Annotated in this window: 23 protein-coding genes; 16 read left to right on the top strand and 7 right to left on the bottom strand. The window is 61.3% G+C overall.

What is annotated here, in order from left to right:
- Positions 1 to 27 precede the first annotated feature (27 nt).
- The 4 genes from FH061_RS15700 to FH061_RS15685 all read left to right on the top strand — a co-directional run bounded on the left by FH061_RS15700 (position 28) and on the right by FH061_RS15685 (position 4,433).
- Positions 28 to 1,062: an aminoglycoside phosphotransferase family protein gene (locus FH061_RS15700; RefSeq protein WP_151636783.1), complete on the top strand. Its 1,035-nt coding sequence runs from the start codon at positions 28 to 30 to the stop codon at positions 1,060 to 1,062.
- Between the two features lie 153 nt (positions 1,063 to 1,215).
- Complete coding sequence (murU, locus tag FH061_RS15695) at positions 1,216 to 1,923, top strand: N-acetylmuramate alpha-1-phosphate uridylyltransferase MurU (protein WP_151636782.1); 708 nt, start codon at positions 1,216 to 1,218, stop codon at positions 1,921 to 1,923.
- A complete protein-coding gene (gene pepP, locus FH061_RS15690; RefSeq protein ID WP_151636781.1) occupies positions 1,920 to 3,251 on the top strand; it encodes a Xaa-Pro aminopeptidase in 1,332 nt (443 codons plus the stop codon). The genes murU and pepP overlap by 4 nt, the downstream gene beginning before the upstream one ends.
- A 39-nt stretch (positions 3,252 to 3,290) precedes the next feature.
- A complete protein-coding gene (locus FH061_RS15685; RefSeq protein ID WP_151636780.1) occupies positions 3,291 to 4,433 on the top strand; it encodes a UbiH/UbiF/VisC/COQ6 family ubiquinone biosynthesis hydroxylase in 1,143 nt (380 codons plus the stop codon).
- 210 nt (positions 4,434 to 4,643) lie between these two features.
- Here FH061_RS15685 and pntB read toward each other — a convergent pair whose 3' ends face one another.
- Both pntB and FH061_RS15675 read right to left on the bottom strand, forming a co-directional pair.
- Positions 4,644 to 6,068 carry a Re/Si-specific NAD(P)(+) transhydrogenase subunit beta gene (pntB, locus tag FH061_RS15680; protein ID WP_151636779.1) on the bottom strand — a complete coding sequence of 475 codons (1,425 nt, stop codon included), beginning with the start codon at positions 6,066 to 6,068 and terminating at the stop codon, positions 4,644 to 4,646.
- A gap of 12 nt (positions 6,069 to 6,080) precedes the next feature.
- Positions 6,081 to 7,664: a Re/Si-specific NAD(P)(+) transhydrogenase subunit alpha gene (locus FH061_RS15675; protein WP_151636778.1), complete on the bottom strand. Its 1,584-nt coding sequence runs from the start codon at positions 7,662 to 7,664 to the stop codon at positions 6,081 to 6,083.
- A gap of 427 nt (positions 7,665 to 8,091) precedes the next feature.
- On the opposite strand from FH061_RS15675, the gene FH061_RS15670 reads away from it, so the two are divergent.
- The 6 genes from FH061_RS15670 (at position 8,092) to bfr (ending at position 11,875) form a co-directional block, all read left to right on the top strand.
- On the top strand, positions 8,092 to 8,577 hold the full coding sequence (locus FH061_RS15670) for an NUDIX hydrolase (protein ID WP_151636777.1): 486 nt from the start codon (positions 8,092 to 8,094) through the stop codon (positions 8,575 to 8,577).
- The gene (gene mnmA, locus FH061_RS15665) at positions 8,570 to 9,673 is read left to right on the top strand and encodes a tRNA 2-thiouridine(34) synthase MnmA (protein ID WP_151636776.1); all 1,104 of its coding nucleotides are present in this window, start codon (positions 8,570 to 8,572) and stop codon (positions 9,671 to 9,673) included. The genes FH061_RS15670 and mnmA overlap by 8 nt, the downstream gene beginning before the upstream one ends.
- A gap of 398 nt (positions 9,674 to 10,071) precedes the next feature.
- Complete coding sequence (gene hemP, locus FH061_RS15660) at positions 10,072 to 10,263, top strand: hemin uptake protein HemP (RefSeq protein WP_151636775.1); 192 nt, start codon at positions 10,072 to 10,074, stop codon at positions 10,261 to 10,263.
- A 97-nt stretch (positions 10,264 to 10,360) separates the two neighbouring features.
- A complete protein-coding gene (locus tag FH061_RS15655) occupies positions 10,361 to 10,681 on the top strand; it encodes a hypothetical protein (RefSeq protein ID WP_151636774.1) in 321 nt (106 codons plus the stop codon).
- A 153-nt stretch (positions 10,682 to 10,834) separates the two neighbouring features.
- On the top strand, positions 10,835 to 11,050 hold the full coding sequence (locus FH061_RS15650) for a (2Fe-2S)-binding protein (RefSeq protein WP_151636773.1): 216 nt from the start codon (positions 10,835 to 10,837) through the stop codon (positions 11,048 to 11,050).
- Positions 11,051 to 11,404: 354 nt separating this feature from the next.
- Positions 11,405 to 11,875, top strand: coding sequence for a bacterioferritin (gene bfr / locus FH061_RS15645; protein ID WP_151636772.1), 471 nt, complete (start codon positions 11,405 to 11,407; stop codon positions 11,873 to 11,875).
- A 273-nt stretch (positions 11,876 to 12,148) separates the two neighbouring features.
- Here bfr and FH061_RS15640 read toward each other — a convergent pair whose 3' ends face one another.
- A complete protein-coding gene (locus FH061_RS15640; protein WP_151636771.1) occupies positions 12,149 to 12,757 on the bottom strand; it encodes a glutathione S-transferase C-terminal domain-containing protein in 609 nt (202 codons plus the stop codon).
- A gap of 195 nt (positions 12,758 to 12,952) precedes the next feature.
- Between FH061_RS15640 and purB the strand changes: the two genes are divergently transcribed.
- The 6 genes from purB to FH061_RS15610 all read left to right on the top strand — a co-directional run bounded on the left by purB (position 12,953) and on the right by FH061_RS15610 (position 17,456).
- Positions 12,953 to 14,320, top strand: coding sequence for an adenylosuccinate lyase (purB, locus tag FH061_RS15635; RefSeq protein WP_151636770.1), 1,368 nt, complete (start codon positions 12,953 to 12,955; stop codon positions 14,318 to 14,320).
- Between the two features lie 346 nt (positions 14,321 to 14,666).
- The gene (locus FH061_RS15630) at positions 14,667 to 15,191 is read left to right on the top strand and encodes a cytochrome b (RefSeq protein ID WP_151636769.1); all 525 of its coding nucleotides are present in this window, start codon (positions 14,667 to 14,669) and stop codon (positions 15,189 to 15,191) included.
- A 38-nt stretch (positions 15,192 to 15,229) separates the two neighbouring features.
- Positions 15,230 to 15,793 (top strand): YceI family protein, encoded by a 564-nt coding sequence (locus FH061_RS15625; RefSeq protein ID WP_151636768.1) that lies wholly within the window; start codon positions 15,230 to 15,232, stop codon positions 15,791 to 15,793.
- 35 nt (positions 15,794 to 15,828) lie between these two features.
- Positions 15,829 to 16,395, top strand: coding sequence for a YceI family protein (locus tag FH061_RS15620; RefSeq protein ID WP_151636767.1), 567 nt, complete (start codon positions 15,829 to 15,831; stop codon positions 16,393 to 16,395).
- A gap of 80 nt (positions 16,396 to 16,475) precedes the next feature.
- A complete protein-coding gene (locus FH061_RS15615; RefSeq protein WP_151636766.1) occupies positions 16,476 to 16,922 on the top strand; it encodes a MarR family winged helix-turn-helix transcriptional regulator in 447 nt (148 codons plus the stop codon).
- An 81-nt stretch (positions 16,923 to 17,003) separates the two neighbouring features.
- A complete protein-coding gene (locus FH061_RS15610) occupies positions 17,004 to 17,456 on the top strand; it encodes a c-type cytochrome (protein ID WP_151636765.1) in 453 nt (150 codons plus the stop codon).
- A gap of 131 nt (positions 17,457 to 17,587) precedes the next feature.
- On the opposite strand, the gene FH061_RS15605 is transcribed toward FH061_RS15610, so the two are convergent.
- From FH061_RS15605 to yajC, 4 genes are all read right to left on the bottom strand, one after another.
- Positions 17,588 to 18,265, bottom strand: coding sequence for a cytochrome b/b6 domain-containing protein (locus FH061_RS15605; RefSeq protein WP_151636764.1), 678 nt, complete (start codon positions 18,263 to 18,265; stop codon positions 17,588 to 17,590).
- A 98-nt stretch (positions 18,266 to 18,363) separates the two neighbouring features.
- Complete coding sequence (gene secF / locus FH061_RS15600; protein ID WP_151636763.1) at positions 18,364 to 19,308, bottom strand: protein translocase subunit SecF; 945 nt, start codon at positions 19,306 to 19,308, stop codon at positions 18,364 to 18,366.
- A 189-nt stretch (positions 19,309 to 19,497) separates the two neighbouring features.
- On the bottom strand, positions 19,498 to 21,357 hold the full coding sequence (secD, locus tag FH061_RS15595; RefSeq protein ID WP_151636762.1) for a protein translocase subunit SecD: 1,860 nt from the start codon (positions 21,355 to 21,357) through the stop codon (positions 19,498 to 19,500).
- An 86-nt stretch (positions 21,358 to 21,443) separates the two neighbouring features.
- Entirely contained in the window at positions 21,444 to 21,710 is a 267-nt protein-coding gene (yajC, locus tag FH061_RS15590) for a preprotein translocase subunit YajC (protein ID WP_264158744.1), read from the bottom strand.
- Between the last annotated feature and the right edge of the window lie 231 nt (positions 21,711 to 21,941).

Here is a 21,941-nt window from a genome sequence, read left to right as displayed (position 1 = left end):
GGATTGTATTCATTCCCAGGTTGTTTCATGTCTGTAAATTCCTCTTCCGATATTCGTCTTTCCGAAGCAAAACAATGGCTTGCAACACTGCCTGAACTCAAGGTTTCTCCCGAATCGGTCCGTCCGGCGTCTTCCGACGCCAGCTTCCGCCGCTATTTCCGCGTCGACGGCAGCGATGGCGACAATGGCAATACCTACATCCTGATGGATGCGCCGCCGCCGCAGGAAGATGTCCGCCCCTTCATCCATGTCGCCGAGGTGTTCGGGCAATCCGGCGCCTCCGTGCCGAAAATCCTGGCACGCGACGTGGAGCGCGGCTACCTGCTGCTGAGCGACCTCGGCAACACCACCTACCTGCACCAGCTCAACCACGATACCGCGCACAAGCTCTATCTCGACGCGATCGACGCCCTGGTGCTGATCCAGGCGCAGAGCAAGCCGGGCGTGCTGCCCGAATACGACCGCGCGCTGCTGCACCGCGAACTGATGCTGTTTCCCGACTGGTATGTGGGCAAGCACCTCGGCATCGCCATGACCGACAAGCAGACCGAGACGCTCAACAAGGTGTTCGAGGCCTTGCTGGCCAACAACCTGGCGCAGCCGCAGGTATACGTGCACCGCGATTATCATTCCCGCAACCTGATGGTCACCAGCCAGGGCAATCCCGGCATTCTCGACTTCCAAGATGCGGTGTACGGACCGATCACCTATGACCTCGTTTCGCTGCTGCGCGATGCCTACATCCAGTGGGACGAGGAAATGGTGCTCGACTGGGCGATCCGCTACTGGGAAAAGGCGCGCCGCGCCGGCCTTCCGGTCAATCCCAACGTCGACGCCTTCTACCGCGATTTCGAATTCATGGGCCTGCAGCGGCATCTCAAGGTGCTCGGCATTTTCGCCCGGCTGTATCACCGCGACGGCAAGGACGGCTACCTGAAGGACCTGCCGCTGGTCATGGAATACACCCGCAAGACGGCCGGCCGCTACAACGCGCTGGCGCCGCTGATCCGCCTGCTCGACGAACTCGAGGAAAAAGGTCCGTCGGTCGGCTTTACCTTCTGACGCGCTGGCGTTGCGCACCGCGGCAAGCTGCATCAACCGATAGAAGCAATAGAACCGATAGAATAGGCGGCAGGCAGGCCGCTTCCCCGGACGCCATCCGGCCCGGGGAAGCGCGCTGCGCGCCGCCATCAATGCACTGAAGAAAGTCACCGAATGAAAGCCATGCTTTTCGCCGCCGGACGTGGCGAGCGGATGCGTCCGCTGACCGATACCTGTCCCAAGCCTCTGCTGACGGTGCGCGGCCGGCCGCTGATCGTCTGGCATATTCTCAACCTGGTGCGCGCCGATATCCGCGACATCGTGATCAACCATGCGCACCTCGGCCACATGGTGGAGGAAGCGCTCGGCGACGGCGCAAAGTTCGGTGCGCGCATCAGCTATTCCTCCGAAGGCACGGCGCTGGAAACCGCCGGCGGCATCGCCAAGGCGCGCCATCTGCTGGGCGACGAACCCTTCGTCGCCGTCGCGGCCGATATCTATTGCCCGCACTTCGATTTCGAGCAGGTCAAGGAAGCGCTGCAGGACAACGACATGTGGGGCAATCCGCATCCGGCCGACAAGCGGGACGTGGCCTGGCTCTACCTGGTGAAGAATCCGGCGCACAACCTCAATGGCGATTTCGCGCTCAACAGCTTCTCGATCGCCAACGAGGGCGATCCGAAATATACGTTTTCCGGCATCGGCGTCTACCGCACCGAGATATTCGACGCCATCGAGCCGGGACAATCCGCCAAGCTCGCGCCGATCCTGCGCGAGTACGCAGCGCGCGGCCAGGTCGGCGGCGAGGTCTACCGCGGCGACTGGACCGATGTCGGCACGCCGGAACGGCTGGCGCAACTCAACGGGGAAAGGACAACATGAATACCTATGCAGCACGGCGCGCCGCACTGATGGCGCAGATGCGGGCCAAGGGCGGCGGCGTGGCCGTCATTCCGACCGCGCCCGAAGTCATGCGCAACCGCGATGCCGACTATCCCTACCGGCATGACAGCTACTTCTACTACCTGTCCGGCTTCACCGAGCCGGAAGCGGTGATCGTGCTGGTGGCCGGCGAGAAGGATCAGAGCATCCTGTTCTGCCGGGAAAAGAATCTCGAACGCGAGATCTGGGACGGCTACCGCTACGGCCCGGAAGCTGCCCGGGAAGCCTTCGGTTTCGATGCCGCCTATCCGGTCTCGGCACTCGACACCGAAATGCCCAAGCTGATGGCCAATGCGCCGGCCATGTTCTATTCGCTCGGCAGCGACGGCAAGCTCGACGGCCAGGTGCAGCAATGGCTGCAGGCGGTGCGCATGCAGGCGCGCGCCGGCGTGACCGCGCCGACCAGCGTGCATGATGTGCGCGTGCTGCTTGACGACATGCGCCTGATCAAGGACGCGGATGAAATCGGCATCATGAAAAAGGCCGCCGCGATTTCCGCCGAAGCCCATCAGCGCGCGATGCAGCTGTCGCGCCCCGGCCTGCGCGAGTACCACCTCGAAGCCGAACTGCTGCATGAGTTCCGCCGCAACGGCTCGCAATTTCCCGCTTACGGCTCGATTGTCGCCACCGGCGCCAATGCCTGCGTGCTGCATTACCGCGCCAGCGACGCCGAACTCAAGGACGGCGACCTGGTGCTGATCGATGCCGGCTGCGAACTTGACAGCTACGCATCCGACATCACCCGCACCTTCCCCGCCAACGGCAAGTTCAGCGCGCCGCAGCAGGAGTTGTATGAGCTTGTGCTCGCCGCCCAGGAAGCCGCCGTCGCCGTGACAAAACCCGGCATGCGCTTCATGGATGGCCACGACGCCGCGGTGAAGGTGCTGGCGCAGGGCATGCTCGACACCGGCCTGCTCGACCGCAACAAGGTCGGCTCGCTGGAAGACGTGATCGCCAAGAACGCCTACAGCCAGTTCTACATGCACCGCACCGGCCACTGGCTCGGCATGGATGTGCATGACGTCGGCGAATACCGCGATCCTCCCGCGCCGGACGGCAGCAAGCCGTGGCGCACCCTGCAGCCCGGCATGGTGCTGACCATCGAACCCGGCATCTATGTCCGCCCCGATCCGGCGGTGCCTGAAAAGTACTGGAACATCGGCATTCGCATTGAAGACGACGCGCTGGTGACGGCAAGCGGCTGCGAACTGATCACCGCCGCCGCGCCGAAGACGGTGGCCGAGATTGAAGCCGTGATGAAGCGCTGAGGCTGCGGCGCAGAACAACTGGAACGACCGGAACAATCGATGACGGCAAGCGACTATGACATCGCCATCTGCGGCGCCGGCCCGGTCGGGCTGACGCAGGCCCTGCTGCTGGCCAGGCGCGGCCTGCCCGCCTCGCGCATCGCATTGATCGATGCGAAGACTGCCGAACAGGCCGCAGCCGATCCGCGCTCGATCGCCCTCTCCTACGGCAGCCGGCAAATCCTTGAAAGCATCGATTGCTGGCCTGTCGCCGCCGACCCCATCCACCAGATCCATGTCTCGCGGCGCGGCCATTTCGGCCGCACGCTGATCGACCGCGATACCTACGGCCTGCCGGCGCTCGGCTATGTCGCCCGCTACGGCGCGCTCGTATCCGCGCTCGCCGCCGAAGCGGGCAAGTCGGGCATCGCCGTGCTGCGGCCGATGCATGTGTCATCCTCGACGGAACGCGCCGACCAGGTCGAACTGCTGTTCGCCGACGGCCGTTCGATTAGCGCCGGCATCATGGCGCAGGCCGAGGGAGGCGTGTTTTCGGAACAGGCTGCGAAGAGCACCCGGCGCGATTATGAGCAAACCGCCATCATCGCCCACGTGACATCGACCGCACCGGTCTCGCATCGGGCCTTCGAGCGTTTCACCGATGAAGGCCCGCTGGCCCTGCTGCCGCAGGAAGACGGCTACGCAATGGTATGGTGCGTGCGTCCCGAGACGGCCGCGCGCCTGCAGGCACTGCCGGACCCCGCCTTCCTTGCCGAACTGGGCGATGCCTTCGGCACCCGCGTCGGCACTTTCAGCAAGATATCGCCGCGCGCCGTCTATCCGCTCGGCCTCAATGCCCAGCCGGCCGTCACCGCGCGCACGGTCGCCATCGGCAATGCGGCGCAGACCCTGCATCCGGTGGCGGGCCAGGGGCTCAATCTCGGCATGCGCGACGCCGTGATACTCGCACGGCTGCTGGCAGGCGACCTTTCCTCATCGGCGCTGCAGCGGTTTGCCGCCGAACGGCATGCCGACCGCAGCCTCACCATCCGCCTTACCGATGCGATGGCCCGCCTGTTCGCCAACACCGGCGGCGGCTCGTTCTCGCAAGGCATGCTCGGCCTGTCGCTGGGCGCCCTGGATCTGGTCGATCCGGCGAAGAAGCTGCTGGCCGAACAGATGATGTTTGGCCGCCGTTCCTGAAGCGGGCAGGCGCAAGGAAAAATCGGTTTGTCCTGGGAGGCGGGCCGAGGCGACCTGACACGCATCCGCAATCCGCTCCAGCAACATATCTCATTCCCGAAGCCGGATACCAAATACCGGATACCGAATAGCGGCCGCAAAAAACAAAACCCCCGGAACAGCCGGGGGTTTTGACAGGCAAGGCCGATACGACGCCGGCGGCAATGGCGGTCAGGCCGCCTTCAGCGCGCCCAGCACTTCATCCAGCATCTTCTTCGCATCGCCGAACAGCATCCGGTTGTTGTCCTTGTAGAACAGCGGATTGTCCACGCCCGCATAACCGGAAGCCATGCTGCGCTTCATGACGATGGATGTCTTCGCCTTCCAGACTTCAAGCACCGGCATGCCGGCGATCGGGCTGTTCGGGTCGTCCTGCGCCGCCGGGTTGACGATGTCGTTGGCGCCGATGACCATGGCCACGTCGGTATCGCCGAAGTCTTCATTGAGCTCGTCCATCTCCATCACGATGTCGTAAGGCACCTTGGCTTCGGCCAGAAGCACGTTCATGTGGCCCGGCATCCGGCCGGCCACCGGGTGAATGCCGAAGCGCACGTTGACGCCCTTCTCCCGCAGCAGCCGGGTGATTTCATACACGGTGTGCTGGGCCTGGGCGACCGCCATGCCGTAGCCGGGCACGATGATCACGTTCTTCGCATCGCGCAGCATCTCCGCGGTTTCCGCCGCGGTAACCGGCACCGCCTCGCCCTCGGGCTGCGCTGCCGCGCCGCCCGCCGGCTTGGCCTTGCCGGTGTCGCTGCCGAAGCCGCCGGCAATGACGCTGATGAAGTTGCGGTTCATCGCGCGGCACATGATGTAGGACAGGATGGCGCCGCTCGATCCGACCAGCGCACCGGTGACGATCAAGAGGTCGTTCGACAGCATGAAGCCGGTTGCCGCCGCCGCCCAGCCGGAATAGCTGTTGAGCATTGATACCACCACCGGCATGTCGGCGCCGCCGATGGCCATCACCATGTGAATGCCGAACAGCAGCGCGATCACCGTCATGATGATGAGCGGCATCATGCCTTCCTGGATCGAGCCGGCGCGCACGAACTGCACGCCGAACCAGATCACGATCAGCAGGCCGATCAGGTTCAGCAGATGGCGGCCGGGCAGCAGCAGCGGCTTGCCGCCGATGCGTGCCGACAGCTTGCCGAAGGCGATGATGGAACCGGAGAAGGTTACGGCACCGATCAGCACGCCGATATAGATCTCCACTTCATGGATCAGCTTTTCGGCGCCGCTGAAGTTGGCCGATGCCGCCGGATCGATGAAGCTGGCATAACCGACCAGCGTCGCCGCCAGGCCGACCAGGCTGTGCATCAGCGCGACCAGTTCCGGCATCTGCGTCATCTGCACGGTGCGCGCCGCATACAGGCCGATCGCCGCACCGACCACCATCGCGCCGACGATCCATGGAATGCCTGCAGGGGTGACATGCGGCCCGATCACCGTGGCCACCACCGCCAGCGCCATGCCGATGATGCCGTACAGGTTGCCGCGCCGGGAGGTTTCCGGATTGGACAGGCCGCCCAGGCTGAGGATGAACAGGATGGCCGCACCGAGGTAAGCGACCGTTGTGAGACTTTCAGACATTGTCCGCTCCCCTTATTTACGGAACATCGCCAGCATGCGGCGGGTAACGGCGAAGCCGCCGAACATGTTGATGGTGGTCAGCACGATGCCGATCACGGCGAGCCAGCGGATCCAGTCGGTCGGCCGCTCGACGCCGGTCGCCAGCGGCGGCGCGATCTGCACCAGGGCGCCGATGGCGATGATGCTGGAAATCGCGTTGGTGACGCTCATCAATGGCGTATGCAATGCGGGCGTAACGTTCCAGACCACCATGTAGCCGATGAAGCAGGCCAGCACGAAAACGGTGAAATGGCCGAGAAAGGCCGCGGGCGCATACGCGCCGATCAGCCAGAACAGGACGGCCGCGACACCGAACATGACCGCGATGCGCGAACCCGAAGCCGGTGCGCTCGGCGCGCCATGCCCGTGCGCCTTGGCCGGCGGTGCGGCGGCGGGCTTGGCGGCGGCGGCAGGCGCCGCCGACAGCTTGGGCGGCGGCGGCGGCCAGGTGATGTTGCCTTCCTTGATGACGGTAGTGCCGCGGATGACTTCATCGTCCATGTTGACGTTGATGGTGCCATCCTTGTTCTTGCACAGCTCCTCGGTCAGGCGCAGCAGATTGGTCGCGTACAGCGTGCTGGACTGCTTCGACAGGCGGCTGGGCAGGTCGGCATAGCCGATGATGGTGACGCCGTGCCTGACCACGACCTGGCCGGGCTCGGTCAGCTCGCAGTTGCCGCCCTGCTCGGAGGCGAGGTCGACAATCACGCTGCCCGGCCGCATGGACTGGACCATTTCCGCCGTGATCAGCTTGGGCGCCGGCTTGCCGGGAATCAGCGCGGTGGTGATGATGATGTCGACATCTTTGGCCTGCTTGGCAAAGGTGTCGCGCTGGGCTTTCTGGAAGCCTTCACTCATGACCTTGGCATAACCTCCGACGCCGGAGCCTTCCTCGGTATAGTCGACGGCGACGAACTCGCCGCCCATCGACTTGACCTGGTCGGCCACTTCCGGACGGGTGTCGTTGGCCCGCACGATGGCGCCCAGACCGGAAGCGGCGCCGATGGCCGCCAAACCGGCGACACCCGCGCCGATCACGAACACCTTGGCCGGCGGCACCTTGCCGGCGGCGGTGATCTGGCCGGTGAAGAAACGGCCGAAATGATGGGCCGCCTCGATGACGGCGCGGTAACCGGCGATATTGGCCATGGAGCTCAGCGCATCCATCTTCTGGGCGCGCGACATGCGAGGCACGCTGTCCATCGCCAGCACGGTTACCCGCCTTGCCGCCAGCTGCTGCATCAGCTCCGGATTCTGCGCCGGCCAGATGAAGCTGACCAGCGTGCTGCCCTCGCGGATCAGGCCGACTTCCTCCGGCGACGGGCCGCGGACCTTGAATACGATATCGGATGAAGACCACAGATTGGCCGCCCCCTCCACGATCTGCGCACCGGCTGCCCGGTACGCATCGTCGCTGAAGTTTGCGGCATCGCCCGCACCGGACTCGACCGTCACTGAAAAACCGAGCTTGATCAGTTTTTCAACGACATCGGGTACGGTGGCAACCCGCTTTTCGCCCGGAAATACTTCCCGAGGTACGCCAATGACTAAAGACATACGCTTCCCCTTCTTTATGAAATTCGCAGTCCGAAACAAGCTTGCCGCGCCATTGCAACGGGGTGCATCTGACATGTAGCAGCAAAATCATTCCAGTTCATCAAGACTTGCACCGATCTTACACGCAATCCAAAAATTAGCACAACCGTTCTTTTTTATATTTTTCTTCAAAAAAATGCCAAATTCCCGAGATTCAATGACATACATGGCTAAATTCCAGCCTGAGTGGAACCCCGATCAATAGAGGAATGTAGCAGCTTTTCATGCCATTTTTATACTTCCAAAAACAGTTGTGGAAAATCAAGATCATGTTTGGCCCGGAAAGCGATCATTCCGCCAATCAACAACTTGCGCGCCGGACGCTTGCCGCAGGGCGAGGCAGCGGCGCGGCATGCGAGGTAAAATGTCGCCCTTCTCAAGGAATACCATGTCTGAAGTCTGGAAACCCTCCGTTACCGTCGCCGCAGTCATCGAGCGTGATGGCCAGTTCCTGCTAGTCGAAGAAGAAACCAGCGATGGCATCCGTTTCAACCAGCCGGCCGGCCATCTTGATCCGAATGAATCGCTGATCGAGGCGGTGGCGCGTGAAACCATGGAAGAAACCGCGCACGAGTTCTCGGCCACCGCGATGGTCGGCATGTACATGTCGCGTTACCTATCGGCCCGCACCAACAAGGAAGTCACCTATCTCCGCTTTGCCTTCTGCGGCGAAGTCGGCGCGCGGCACGACCGTCCGCTCGACCTTGGCATCCTGCGCGCGGTGTGGATGACGCGCGAGGAAATGCTGGCCTGCGAAAGCAAGCATCGCAGTCCGCTCGTCATGCGCTGCGTCGACGACTATCTCGCCGGACAACGGGCGCCGCTATCCCTCATCTATACCCACCCCAGCGTGATCGGAGCATTCAGTGGCTAGGAAGCGTGTTGTGATCGGCATGTCGGGCGGCGTCGATTCGTCGGTATCGGCCTGGCTGCTGAAGGAACAGGGATATGAAGTCATCGGCCTGTTCATGAAGAACTGGGAAGACGATGACGATTCCGAGTACTGCTCGACCCGGCAGGACTGGATCGACGCGGCCAGCGTGGCCGACGTGGTGGGCGTGGACATCGAGGCGGTCAACTTCGCCGCCGAATACAAGGACCGGGTTTTTGCCGAATTCCTGCGCGAGTACCAGGCGGGACGCACGCCGAATCCGGACGTGCTGTGCAATGCCGAGATCAAGTTCAAGGCTTTCCTCGATCATGCGATGAAGCTGGGAGCGGACCTCATCGCGACCGGTCACTATGCGCGCGTGCGGCAAGCGGCGAACGGCCGTTTCGAGTTACTGAAGGCCCTCGACGCCACCAAGGACCAGAGCTATTTCCTGCACAGGCTGAACCAGGCGCAGCTCTCGAAAACCCTGTTTCCGCTAGGCGAGATCCCCAAGACGGAAGTACGGGGCATCGCCGAGAAAATCGGCTTGCCGAATGCGAAGAAAAAGGATTCCACCGGCATCTGCTTCATTGGCGAACGTCCGTTCCGGGAATTCCTGAACCGTTACCTGTCTTACAAGCCCGGACCGATGATGACGCCCGACGGCGCCGTGGTCGGCGAGCATGTCGGCCTCAGCTTTTACACGCTCGGCCAGCGCAAGGGCATCGGACTGGGCGGCATCAAGTCCTACCAGAATGCCGAGGGCAGCAGCGATGCCTGGTATGTCGCGAAGAAGGATGTCGCCAACAACGTGCTTTATGTCGTCCAGGGACATGACCATCCCTGGCTGCTGTCGGCCGCACTGGAGTCGGCCCAGGCCAGCTGGATCGCCGGCGAACCGCCCGGCATCGAGCAGATTGCCGCCAAGACCCGCTACCGCCAGACGGATGTGCCGTGCTCGATCGCGGTGACGGATGCAGAGCGGTTCTCCCTGCGCTTCGAGTCTGCGCAATGGGCGGTTACTCCCGGCCAGTCCGCCGTACTGTATGACGGCGAAGTCTGCCTTGGCGGTGGCATTATCAATTCCGCAATCACCTGATTCTCGGACCCCGCCATGGAGCTTCGGGCTCCATGGCCTCCTCCCTTTCCCGGACGGATGACATCGGCGGTGCCCTCGGCCGTTTCTTCTCTTCCGATTTCCCCGCTTCCACTCTCCCCGTATTCCAGTCTCGATTGTCTTGGCTGAACAGTCCTGCCGGCTGCACCGAGTCTTGACCCGACGACAACTCTTGGCGCTCCCAGCGTGCTTTGGCATTACCAGGAAGCAGTGAAGGCGCTTGAATTCCAACGTTTCATTTCCATCGCTCAATACGGCTGTTGCGTTTTTTGCGCTTTCCCATACTGGCGTTGCGGCTTCATAGAAAAACCCTTGCAATCCCGATTAAATTGGCCAATAATCGAAATAAGAATAGTTCGCATTTACTTAAGGACAAGGTCATGAACCAAAGCACGCAACAGAAGGAAGTCGTTGTCGTGGCGTCCGGGACCGATCCTGACGCGGGTACGCGGGTAACAAGGATCAAGAGTGAAGACCTGTTGCAGCAGCAGCGCGAAGTAGAGATTGACCATCACGGCAGGATCTACCGTTTGAGGTTGACGCAGCTGAACAAACTCATCCTGACTGCATAAGGGATAGCCCAAGGCGCAACGCTACGCATGAATTCAGCCAGCCAGCCGGTCGCAGAATGTACGGTAGCCAGCAAACAACGAAGGAAAGGAATGTCTGATGGCAACCGAAACAATCGATCCCGCGCTGTTTGAACCGGCCAATGCGCCGGCCCAACCCGAACTGCTGGTATCCGCGGTGCTGCACCTGATGTCGCACTACACAGCCAACAGCCAGGAGTCCAGGGCTTGCACCAAGCTGGCATCGGTCATTGAAAGGCATTTGAAGGCACTGGCCGACGTGCCCGAGCTGGCCCCGGTACTCCGGGCAACCTGCCAGCAGCTGTCGGAGCAGTGGGCACTTGTTGTCGAGCGCACCATGGCATCGACGCAGCGCCAGAACCGTTTTTTCCGCCTGGTGACAGGCAGCCGGCCAAATTGACGACTGGGATCGCAGTAACGTAGCAGAACGCAGCACCGGTCATGCATGCAGATGCCCTGACCCCGCTGCGGAAACACAAGTAAAGACGGGGCTTCACCGCCTCGTCCGCAAGACAACTGGAAGATAACTGGAAGACAACCACAGGGTGCATGAATGATTGTTTGCGTTTGCCACAATGTTTCTGAACGAAAGATTCGTCAAGCCGTCGACAAGGGTGTGAACACGATGCCGCAGTTGCGCGAGCAGCTTGGCGTCGGCACCTGCTGCGGCAAATGCCACTCCTGCGCCAAAACCGTACTGCGCGAATGCCTCGAGGAACGCGAGCTGGAAGCGCAACCTGTAATGTTCCGCCCTGCCTTTGCCGCCTGAGCTAATCTGGCGTTCATCGCAGGAACTGCATGGCTGGGCGCCGTGTTCCCCCGCGGGTACGGTGGCGGCCATTGCCATTCGCGTTCCCTGACTGTCCCTCATGCCAGGCCGGTCAATTAAGCTCACCTCTGCTCTTCCACCTTCATATCCACTCTTTCGCGCGACATTTCCTTACCACCCGGCACACCATGTCCTCGCACATTCGAATGCAGTTCGAAGTGCGAATGATTACTGCTAACGAAATGCATGGTGGTAGATGGAAAAAACGACATCGTGCGTTATCATGCGTGTACTTCCCGGGATGACTGGCAGCGACAGGTCCGTCCCTTCACGACACGTTTGCAGAGGACCCCCATGAAAGGCGACCCCAATATCATCAGACTGCTCAATGCGCAGCTGACCAATGAACTCACCGCGGTGAACCAGTATTTCCTGCATGCCCGCATGTACAGGCATTGGGGCTTTGAGAAGATCGGCAAGAAGGAATACGAAGAATCCATCGGCGAAATGAAGCATGCCGACAATCTGATCAACCGCATCCTGATGCTGGACGGCCTGCCCAATCTGCAAGCCCTGCACAAGCTGATGATCGGCGAATCGACGCCGGAAATGCTGGAATGCGACCTCAAGCTGGAGCAGGCATCCCAGCAAACAGTGAAGGACGGCATCAAGGCTTGCGAGGCCGCGGGCGATTTCGTCTCCCGCGAGATCCTGGTCGACATTCTCGATGACACGGAAGAGCACATCGAATGGATCGAGACACAGCTCGACCTGATCAACAAGGTCGGACTGCAGAACTACCTTCAGTCCCAGATGGGCGAATAAGCTTCCGGCAAGCCGACTTCTGTCGTCTGTCGATCCAATAAAAAAGGGCAGTCATGGTGACTGCCCTTTTGCATTATTCCTCTCCGCAAAAAGCGCCGCTGCGGACGTGCGGCGGCCTATGCCTGATAAGCGTCGCAAGTGGCTCGGGGTCACAGTGCGTTGCGCTGCGTTGCGGTAAGCAGCGAAAGCGCAAGCATACGGACAGTACGCCGAGCGCCACAGGCACGGATCCGGGCCGCGCAGCAGCCTGGCAAACACAGGCTGGCGCCGCAATCAATGCGGCACAGTATCCTTAAACGACTGCCGCTCCGATAATTTGTCGAACAGCTTCACAAGATTAGGGTAGTCACCGCGCCAGTCGATTTCCGGGAAGCGGAAGGAAAGCCATCCCAGCGCGCAGCCGACGGCCACATCCGCCAGCGAGTAATGCGTGCCCGTACAGAACGGAGTGTCCTTCAGACCGGCGGACATCGCCTTCAGGCCGGCGTGCACCTTGTCCATCTGACGCTTGACCCATTCCTCGCTCTGCTGTTCTTGCGGACGCAGGGTGCGCTCAAGCCTGACCGCCACCGCAGCATCGAGCACGCCGTCTGCCAGCGCTTCCCAGCATTTGACTTCGGCGCGCTCGCGCCCGTTGGGCGGAATCAGCTTGCAGACCGGCGTCAGAGTATCCAGATACTCGACGATCACCCGCGAGTCGAACATCGCGCCGCCGTCCTCCATGACCAGGCAGGGCACTTTCCCGAGCGGATTGGACTGCATGATCTTGGTATCCGGCGCCCAGACGTTTTCCAGGATGAGTTCGTAGTCGAGCTTTTTTTCCGCCATGACGACACGGACTTTGCGAACGTAGGGGCTGGCGATGGAACCGATGAGTTTCATAGATGGATATGGTATGAAGTGGACACGATTATAACATTGAGCAAGCTCACGGAATCCGCCGGGGCCTGGCTGAAGGCGTGCAGCCGGCCTGGCTTTCGGGCCGGGCGAGAATGGTAAAATGGCGGATTCCGCTGGTTTGGCGCATCAATTCCCTCGATTGCGCGCACTTTTACTCACTTCTCCGCACTTCATATCATGTCGCTTTCCGCTCTCTCCGCCCTTTCCCCGTTGGACGGCCGCTACGCCGCCAAGACCGACAAGCTGCGCCCGATCCTGTCCGAAGCCGGCTTCATGCATCATCGCGTGAAGGTGGAGATTGCCTGGCTTCAGGCCCTGTCGCAAGCCGGCTTCGCGGAAATCAAACCGTTTTCCTCCTCCGCCAATGCACTGCTGGACAAGCTCGCCAATGAGTTCAGCGAAACCGATGCAGAGCGCATCAAGGCCATCGAAGCCGTCACCAACCATGACGTGAAAGCGGTCGAGTACTGGCTCAAGGAAAAGGTCGCCGACGTGCCGGAACTGGTCGCCGCGACCGAGTTCATCCATTTTGCCTGCACCTCGGAAGACATCAACAACACCTCGCACGGCATGATGCTCAAGGCGGCGCGCAATGACGTGCTGCTGCCATCCCTGCGCGCAGTCATCGCCAAGCTGACCGAACTGGCGCATGACAACGCCGCCCTGCCAATGCTGTCGCGCACCCATGGCCAGCCGGCCAGCCCGACGACGCTCGGCAAGGAAATCGCCAATGTGGTGGCTCGCCTCAAGCGCGCGGAACAGCGTATCGCCGGTGTCGAGCTGCTCGGCAAGATGAACGGCGCGGTCGGCAACTACAACGCCCACCTGTCCGCCTATCCGGAATTCGATTGGGAAAACTTCTCGAAGAACGTGATCGAGCAGCGCCTCGGCCTGACATTCAATCCCTACACCATCCAGATCGAGCCGCATGACTACATGGCGGAACTGTTCGACGCCGTCGCCCGCGTCAACACCATTCTGCTCGACCTGAACCGCGACATCTGGGGTTATATTTCCCTCGGCTATTTCAAGCAGCGCACCAAGGCTGGGGAAATCGGTTCGTCGACCATGCCGCACAAGGTCAACCCGATCGATTTCGAAAACTCCGAAGGCAACCTCGGCCTGGCCAACGCCGTGCTCAAGCATCTGTCGGAAAAGCTGCCGGTCTCGCGCTGGCAGCGCGACCTGACCGACTCGACGGTACTTCGCAATATCGGCGTGGCCTTCGGCTATGCGGTGCTGGCCTATGACAGCTGCCTGCGCGGCCTGAACAAGCTCGAAGTCAACCCCGCGCGCCTGGCTGAAGACCTGGACGCCACCTGGGAAGTGCTGGCCGAACCGGTGCAGACCGTGATGCGCCGCTACGGCATCGAGAATCCGTACGAGCAATTGAAGGAACTCACCCGCGGCAAGGGCATCTCCCGCGAAGCCCTGCGCGAATTCATCAATGGCCTGGCAATTCCGCAGGCGGCCAAGGATCATCTGCTGGCCATGACACCGGCCAATTACATCGGCCACGCCGAAAAACTGGCGCGCGCTATCTAGAGCGTTTTCGCCTTGACCGGTCTGGTCGAGGCCGAGGCGGATTGCCGCTGGAACAAGCCGTGACGACGCGACATGGCCAGGAGTCACAACGCCGTGCCAATGCCAATGCCAATCCGTCCGGGAGCGTCAGGCAGGGCGGGGTGAAACCGCTCTAATGCCAATCCCGCCATTGCGGCGGCGAGTACCCGTTCCATCTACTCGCCGCCGACTCCATTCTCCCCATCCCGACACGACACTACGTCACTGCAGGTTCGCCGGTACAGGCGCGTACCCATGTCGCCTGCAAGCATGAAAAGTTCTGTGGTACATTTAGTCCTAATTCGAACTAATTGCCATAAGTAAAATAATGCCGCGCTACACTCTTCCCGCGATCCTGCTGCATTGGCTCATCGGCCTGCTTATCATCGCCGCGTTTGCCCTGGGCGTGACCATGGTCGACATTCCCGGCATCACGCCGACCAAGCTCAAGTATTTTTCCTGGCACAAGTGGCTGGGCATTACCGTCCTCGGTTTCGCCTGCCTTCGCCTGCTGTGGCGCCTGGGGCACAAGGCCCCGGCCTACCCCGCCGGCATGGCCGGATGGCAGCAGAGCGCTGCGCATGGATTGCATGGACTGCTCTACATGCTGATGTTCGCCATTCCGGTATCCGGTTATCTGTACAGCCTGGCGGCCGGCGTCCCGGTGGTCTACCTCGGCGTCATCCCCATGCCGGCGCTGATCGAGCCCAATCCCGAGCTGAAGCCGCTGCTCAAGTCCGTTCACTACTGGCTCAACATGACGCTGCTCGCCCTGTTCATCGTGCATGTTGCGGCCGCTCTCAAGCACCAGTTCATTGACCGGGACGGCGTGCTCAAGCGCATGCTGCCCTGATGCTTCCCGCTGCCCTCTTTTCCATAAGGATTCCAACGATGTCGATTTCCCACGTCCTGAGCCGCACCGCCGCGGCTGCAGCCCTGGTTCTTGCACTGCCCGCTCTCGCGGCCGTCCTCAAGACCGATCCCGCCAAGAGCAGCGTATCCGCGGTCTTCAAGCAGATGAATGTGCCGGTGGAAGCCAAGTTCAAGAAATTCACGGCCCAGATCGATTATGACGCCGCCAAGCCGGAAGCTGCCAAGGCTGCCATCGACATCGACGTTCCCAGCTTCGACCTCGGTGATGCCGAGTACAACAAGGAAGTCCAGAAGAAGGAATGGTTCAACGGCGCGCAGTTTCCCAAGGCCAGCTTCGTATCGACCGCGCTCAAGCCCGCCGCCGGCGGCAAGCTGGATGTCGTCGGCAAGCTGACCATCAAGGGCAAGACCGCCGATGTCGCCTTTCCGCTGAGCGTGAAGAAAGAAGGCACCACCCAGGTTTTCGAAGGCGCGCTGCCCATCAAGCGGCTGGCCTTCAATATCGGCGAAGGTGAATGGAAAGACACCAGCATGGTCGCCGATGAAGTTGTCATCAAGTTCCGCGTCGTCGCGGCACAATAAACGCAGTCAGTCCAGTCATCTCACAAGGAGTTTTCATGACATTCAAGTATCTTGCCGCCGCCCTGCTCGCGGCCAGCGCGACTTCCGCATTCGCCCAGACCTACAACATCGAGCCCAACCACACCTACCCGAGCTTTGAAGCCGATCACATGGGCATTTCCGTCTGGCGCGGCAAGTTTACCAAGACCAGCGGCACCATCAACCTGGACCGCAAGGCCAAGAGCGGCAGCATGGACATCACCATCGATGCGAACTCCATCGATTTCGGTCATGCCAAGATGAACGACCACGCAAAGAACAAGGACATGTTCAACGTGGCGCAGCATCCGACCATCACCTACAAGGGCAAGTCGATCAAGTTCAACGGCGACACCCCGGTGGCCGTCGAAGGCGAGCTGACCATGCTGGGCGTGACCAAGCCGGTGAACCTGACGATCAACAAATTCAAGTGCATCCAGCATCCGATGCTCAAGCGTGAAGTCTGCGGCGCCGATGCGTCCGGCGAATTCAAGCGTACCGACTTCGGCCTGAATTACGCCACGCCGATGTTCTCCCCGGACGTGAAGCTGGCCATCCAGGTAGAAGCGCTGATCGCCGACTGATCGCGGATTGTTTCGCCAAAGCCGGCTGCAGACTGCGCCGGCTTTTTTTATTCCTGATTGATCGATTCACCGCGCGACCCATGAAAAAAGAACGTTACCTGCGCAGCATCCGCCTGCTCGCGGAATGCTTCCATGCCTTCCAGCACATCTCCGATACCCATGTGCGCACGCTGGGACTGACTTCGCCGCAATTCGACATCCTTGCCACCCTTGGCAATACCGAGGGCATGTCATTCAAGGAACTGGGGCAGAAGACGCTCATCACCAAGGGAACGCTGACCGGCATTGTTGACCGCCTCGAGGAAAAGGGGCTGGTGATACGCACCTGCTGCCTGGAAGACCGGCGCAGCATGATCGTACGGCTCACCGAACAGGGCCAGGCCGAGTTCGAACGGCTGTTCGGGCCGCATATACAATTTTGCAAGCAAGCGTTTTTGGGCTACAGTGACGAAGACTTTGCCGCGCTCGACCGCGAGCTGGCAAAGCTGAAAAGCCATCTGGACGCCACCATGCCGAAACCGGGCTGATTGCTGCCTTGTCTGCCCGGTTCGTCCTGCACCAACGTCCGCTAGGGAAGCCAGCTGTTCATCCGTTCACAAGGAGAGTGTATGAAACTTGCGTTAGCCAGCATTACCCTGACTGCCATGCTCGCCGCGCCGTTCACGGCCCAGGCGCAATTCGCCAAGCCGGAAGATGCCGTGAAATACCGCCAGGCGGCGTTCACCCTGCTGGGTGCGCATACCGGACGCGTCGGCGCGGTGGTCAAGGGCGAAAAGCCCTATGACAAGGCATCGGTTGAAGCGGACGTGGCCGTGATGGAGATGGTGTCGAAGCTGCCCTGGACCGCCTTCCCGCAGGGCTCGGAAGCCGCCAATTCCAAAGCCAAGCCGGAAATCTGGAAAGAACAGGACAAGTTCAAGGCGGCCGCCGACAAGATGCAGGCCGAGGTTGGCAAGCTGTCCGCCGCATCGAAGTCGGGCGACCTGAATGCGATCAAGACCGCATTCGGCGCCGTCGGCCAGTCATGCAAGGCTTGCCACGACAACTACCGCAACAAGTAATACCAGTGCCAATTTCCAAGGCATGACATCGCCAATGTCTGTACGATGCGCCCGGCCCATGGCCGGGCGTTTTCATTCCGGCGGCGGGCTGAAGGACCATGTGCCGGGCCCGAGCCTGCCTCACGGCTTTCCTACATGCCTTTTGCCGGCAGGCTGATGAGCCAGTAGACTGCCGCGGCGCACAAGGCAAGAATGACGACGGCAAGCAGACGCATGCCCCAGGTGTCGTTGGCCGGCGGGGCCTCGAAATCCACTTCATGGTCCCCGGTCAGCATGGGTCTGACGAGATTCTGCCGCTTGCGGACATGGTAGAAAACGATCGCGAGAATATGCATCGCCACCAGTATGTAGATCAGGTTGGCGGACACATCCTTGTGGAACCAGGTGATTTGGTCCGACAATTCCTTGCTGATGAATTTCACCAGGGGGCCTTCGCTGGCGATGTCGTCGTTCGCATACAGGCCGCTGACCGCCTGCGCCAGCACCGCGCCGAGCAGGGCGAATACCGAAAGGCTGCCGAGCGGATTGTGCCCGAGATACTTTCGCTTGAGCGCTTCCGTGCCGCCGCGGACATAACCGACGATGGTGGAAGGCCCATAGAGGAAACTGGAAAACCGGGCGTAACGCGGGCCCACCAGGCCCCAGACAATGCGGAAGGCAAGCAGCGCCAGTATCGAATAGCCGGCGCGGAAATGCCATTCCATCGCATTGCCGCCGATTTTCTGGGTAATCACCGCAACGGCGATCAGCACCACGAGCGCCCAGTGGAACAGGCGAACCGGCAGATCCCAGACACGCACTTTTTTCATGTTTGCTCCTTGCTTCCGATGGCTCACAGGGAAAGTGTAGACGAAAAAAGGCCAGCCCCGCGGCTGGCCTTTTTGCCTGGGCAGTCCGGGCTCTTCGTTTAGACGACGGCGCCGTCGGTCTCGTCCTTTTCCTTGACCGGCTTGATCAGGTCTTCGCGGGTGACGCCCAACCACATGGCGACGGCTGCGGCAACGAACACCGAGGAATAGATGCCGAACAGGATGCCGATGGTCAGCGCAATCGCGAAATAATGCAGGGTCGCGCCGCCGACCAGCAGCATCGACAGCACCATCATCTGGGTTGAGCCGTGGGTGATGATGGTGCGCGAGATCGTGCTGGTGATCGCATGGTTCATCACCTCGTCCGTGCCGAGCTTGCCGTAGCGCCGGTCGCGGAAGGTTTCGCGCACCCGGTCGAACACCACCACCGATTCATTCACCGAATAGCCGAGCACGGCGAGCACCGCCGCCAGCACGGTCAGCGAGAATTCCCACTGGAAGAACGCGAAGAAGCCGAGGATGATCACCACGTCATGCAGGTTCGCGATGATGGCGGCAATGGCGAACTTCCATTCGAAGCGGAAGGCCAGATAGATCACGATGCCGATGATCACCATGCCGAGCGCCAGCAGGCCGTCGTGCGTCAGTTCATCGCCGACCTGGGGGCCGACGAATTCGACTCGGTGCAGCTGCACGCTGCTGTCGTCGGCCTTGAGCGTGGCCATCACCCGCTCGCTCTGCTGCGCCGAGCTCACATCCTTGCGCGCGGGCAGACGGATCATCACGTTCTGGGCGGTGCCGAAGCTCTGCACCTGGGTATCGGTGTAGCCGAGACCCTCAATCGAGGTGCGCACCTTTTCCAGATCGGCCGGCTTGTTGTAGACAACCTCGACCACCGTGCCGCCGGTGAATTCGATCGACAGATGCAGGCCCTTGTAGAACAGGAAGAACACTGCCGCGACAAAGGTAAGCGCCGAGATCACGTTGAAGATCAACGCATGGCGCATGAAGGGAATATCCTTCTTAATCCGGAACAACTCCATTACTTTTTCCTTTCGGGTCTTGCCGTCGGCGCCGCCTTGCAAAGCAAGCCTGCGCCTTTTTCAGGCACCCATCAAACCGCAATCATTCTTCATCGGGTGCGCCTCGCAGACTATCTGCAGGAGGCGACTGGCGCCATGGCGCATCATCACATCATCGCACCATGGGCCGAAAGCATCGGCCATCAGGCATCAGGCATTGGGCTTCCACACCTGGCCGATCGATACGCTGGCCAGGCGCTTCTTGCGTCCGTACCACAGGTTGGCAACGCCGCGCGAGACAAAGACTGCCGAGAAGATGGAAGTCAGGATGCCGATGCAGTGCACCACCGCAAAGCCGCGGATCGCGCCGGAACCGAAGATCAGCAGCGCGAGGCCGGCGATCATGGTGGTCACGTTCGAGTCCAGAATCGTGGCCCAGGCGCGGTCGAAGCCGGTCGCGATGGCCGCCTGCGGCGAATTGCCGGCACGCAGTTCTTCGCGGATACGTTCATTGATCAGCACGTTGGCGTCGATCGCCATGCCCAGCGTGAAGGCGATCGCCGCCATGCCCGGCAGGGTCAGCGTCGCCTGCATCAGCGACAGCACGGCGATCAGCAGCATCAGGTTGACCGCGAGTGCGAACACGCTGAAGAAGCCGAACAGGTGGTAGTAGACGATCATGAAGATGGCGATCGCCGCGAAGCCGTACAGCGTCGAGTTGAAGCCCTTCTGGATGTTTTCGGCGCCAAGCTGCGGGCCGATGGTGCTTTCCTCGATGATCTCCATCGGCGCCGCCAGCGAACCGGCGCGCAGCAGCAGCGCAAGGTCGTTGGCCGCTTCGGCCGAACCCATGCCGGTGATCTGGAAGCGGGAGCCGAGTTCGTCGCGGATGGTGGCTACCGTCAGTACCTCGCCCTTGTTCTTTTCGAACAGCACGATGGCCATCGACTTGCCGATCTTGCTGCGCGTGGCGTCGCGCATGCGGCGGCCGCCGTCGCCGTTGAGGTCGATACTGACCGCCGGCTGCTGGTTCTGGTCGAAGCTGGCGCTGGCGCTGGAGATGTATTCGCCGGTGATGACCGGGTCCTTGTACAGCACCACCGGTGCGCCCTTGCCGATCTTGAACAGTTCCGAGCCGAGCGGCACGGCGGCGGTTTCCTCGGTGCCGCGCATCACGCTTTCATCGACCATGCGCACTTCGAGGGTTGCCGTGCGGCCGATGATGTCCTTGGCGCGCGAGACGTCCTGCACGCCGGGCAACTGCACGACGATACGGTCGGCGCCCTGGCGCTGGATGATCGGCTCGGCCACGCCGAGTTCATTGACGCGCTTGGACAGGGTGCTGATGTTCTGCTGCACGGCTTCCTCGACGGTGCGCTTGAGCGCTTCCGGCCGGAAGGTTCCGATCAGCTTGAGATCCGCGCCTTCCGCGGCATCCTGCAGCGCCAGGTCGCCGAGCTGGGCAACCAGCACTTCGCGCGCCTTGTTGCGGGTGTCTTCGTCACGGAACAGCACCACGATCTGGTCGCCGTTGCGGCTGATGCCGGCATGGCGCACGTTCTTGTCGCGCAGCAGGCTGCGCACGCTGGTCTGCAGACCCTGCATGCGCTTGCTCACTACCGCCTTGGTATCCACCTGCATCAGGAAGTGCACGCCGCCGCGAAGGTCGAGACCCAGATACATCGGCAGCGCACGGATGTTCTGCAGCCACTGCGGCGTATTGGGCAGCAGGTTGAAGGCAACGATGTAGGTCGGATCGGCGGGGTCGCTGTTGAGCGATTTTTCCAGCAGCGACTTGGCGCGGAACTGGGTATCGGTGTCGTGGAAACGCGCACGCACCGAGCCCTGGTTGCCCGCCACGTCGAACTGCACGCCGTCGGCGGCGATGCCGGCTTTTTTCAGGGCTTCGTCAACCCGTACCAGGGTCGACTGATCGACCTTGACGGTGGCCTTGGCGCTGCTGACCTGCACCGCCGGCGACTCGCCGAAGAAATTGGGCACCGTGTAGAGCACACCGAAGGTGAGCACCAGCAGGATGAGGATGTATTTCCAGATGGGGTAGCGATTCATAGGATTCAACTTGCATGTTGAGCGGGCGCTGCGCCCGCAGGAAGCGCCGCGGATGGCCGGCGCTTGCCTTGGCTTTCCGCGCTACGTTACAGCGCCTTGATGGTGCCCTTGGGCAACAAGGTGGAAACAGCGGCTTTCTGGACGACGATTTCGGTGCCGTCGGCGACTTCCAGCGTGACATAGGCGTCGGTTACCTTGGACACCTTGCCGACGATGCCGCCGGCGGTAATGACTTCATCGCCCTTGGCGAGCGCGTCCATCATGGCTTTCTGCTCTTTCTGACGCTTCATCTGCGGACGAATCATCAGGAAGTACAGCACGATGAACATCAGGATGATGGGCAGGAAGCTCATCAGGCTGCTCTCGGGACCTGCGGCGGCGGTTTGTGCGTAGGCGTTGGAAATGAACACTTTTTTAACTCCGGGTTGTAATGGTGATCAACCCGTGATTCTAACACCCGGGAATGCGATTCTTGAGCGTTCGGGAAAGTCTTCCGAACGCTTGCCGGAATGGCAGCCGGCCTTGCGCCGATGGCATTCCGGCATGGCCGGCCGGGGACAGGCAGCGCGGCCGGCCGAGGCGAT

Origin of the sequence: Noviherbaspirillum aerium (assembly GCF_008929045.1) — a bacterium.
In the GTDB taxonomy this organism is placed as follows: Bacteria; Pseudomonadota; Gammaproteobacteria; order Burkholderiales; family Burkholderiaceae_D; genus Noviherbaspirillum; species Noviherbaspirillum aerium.
This window is presented reverse-complemented; position numbering and strand designations above follow the sequence as displayed.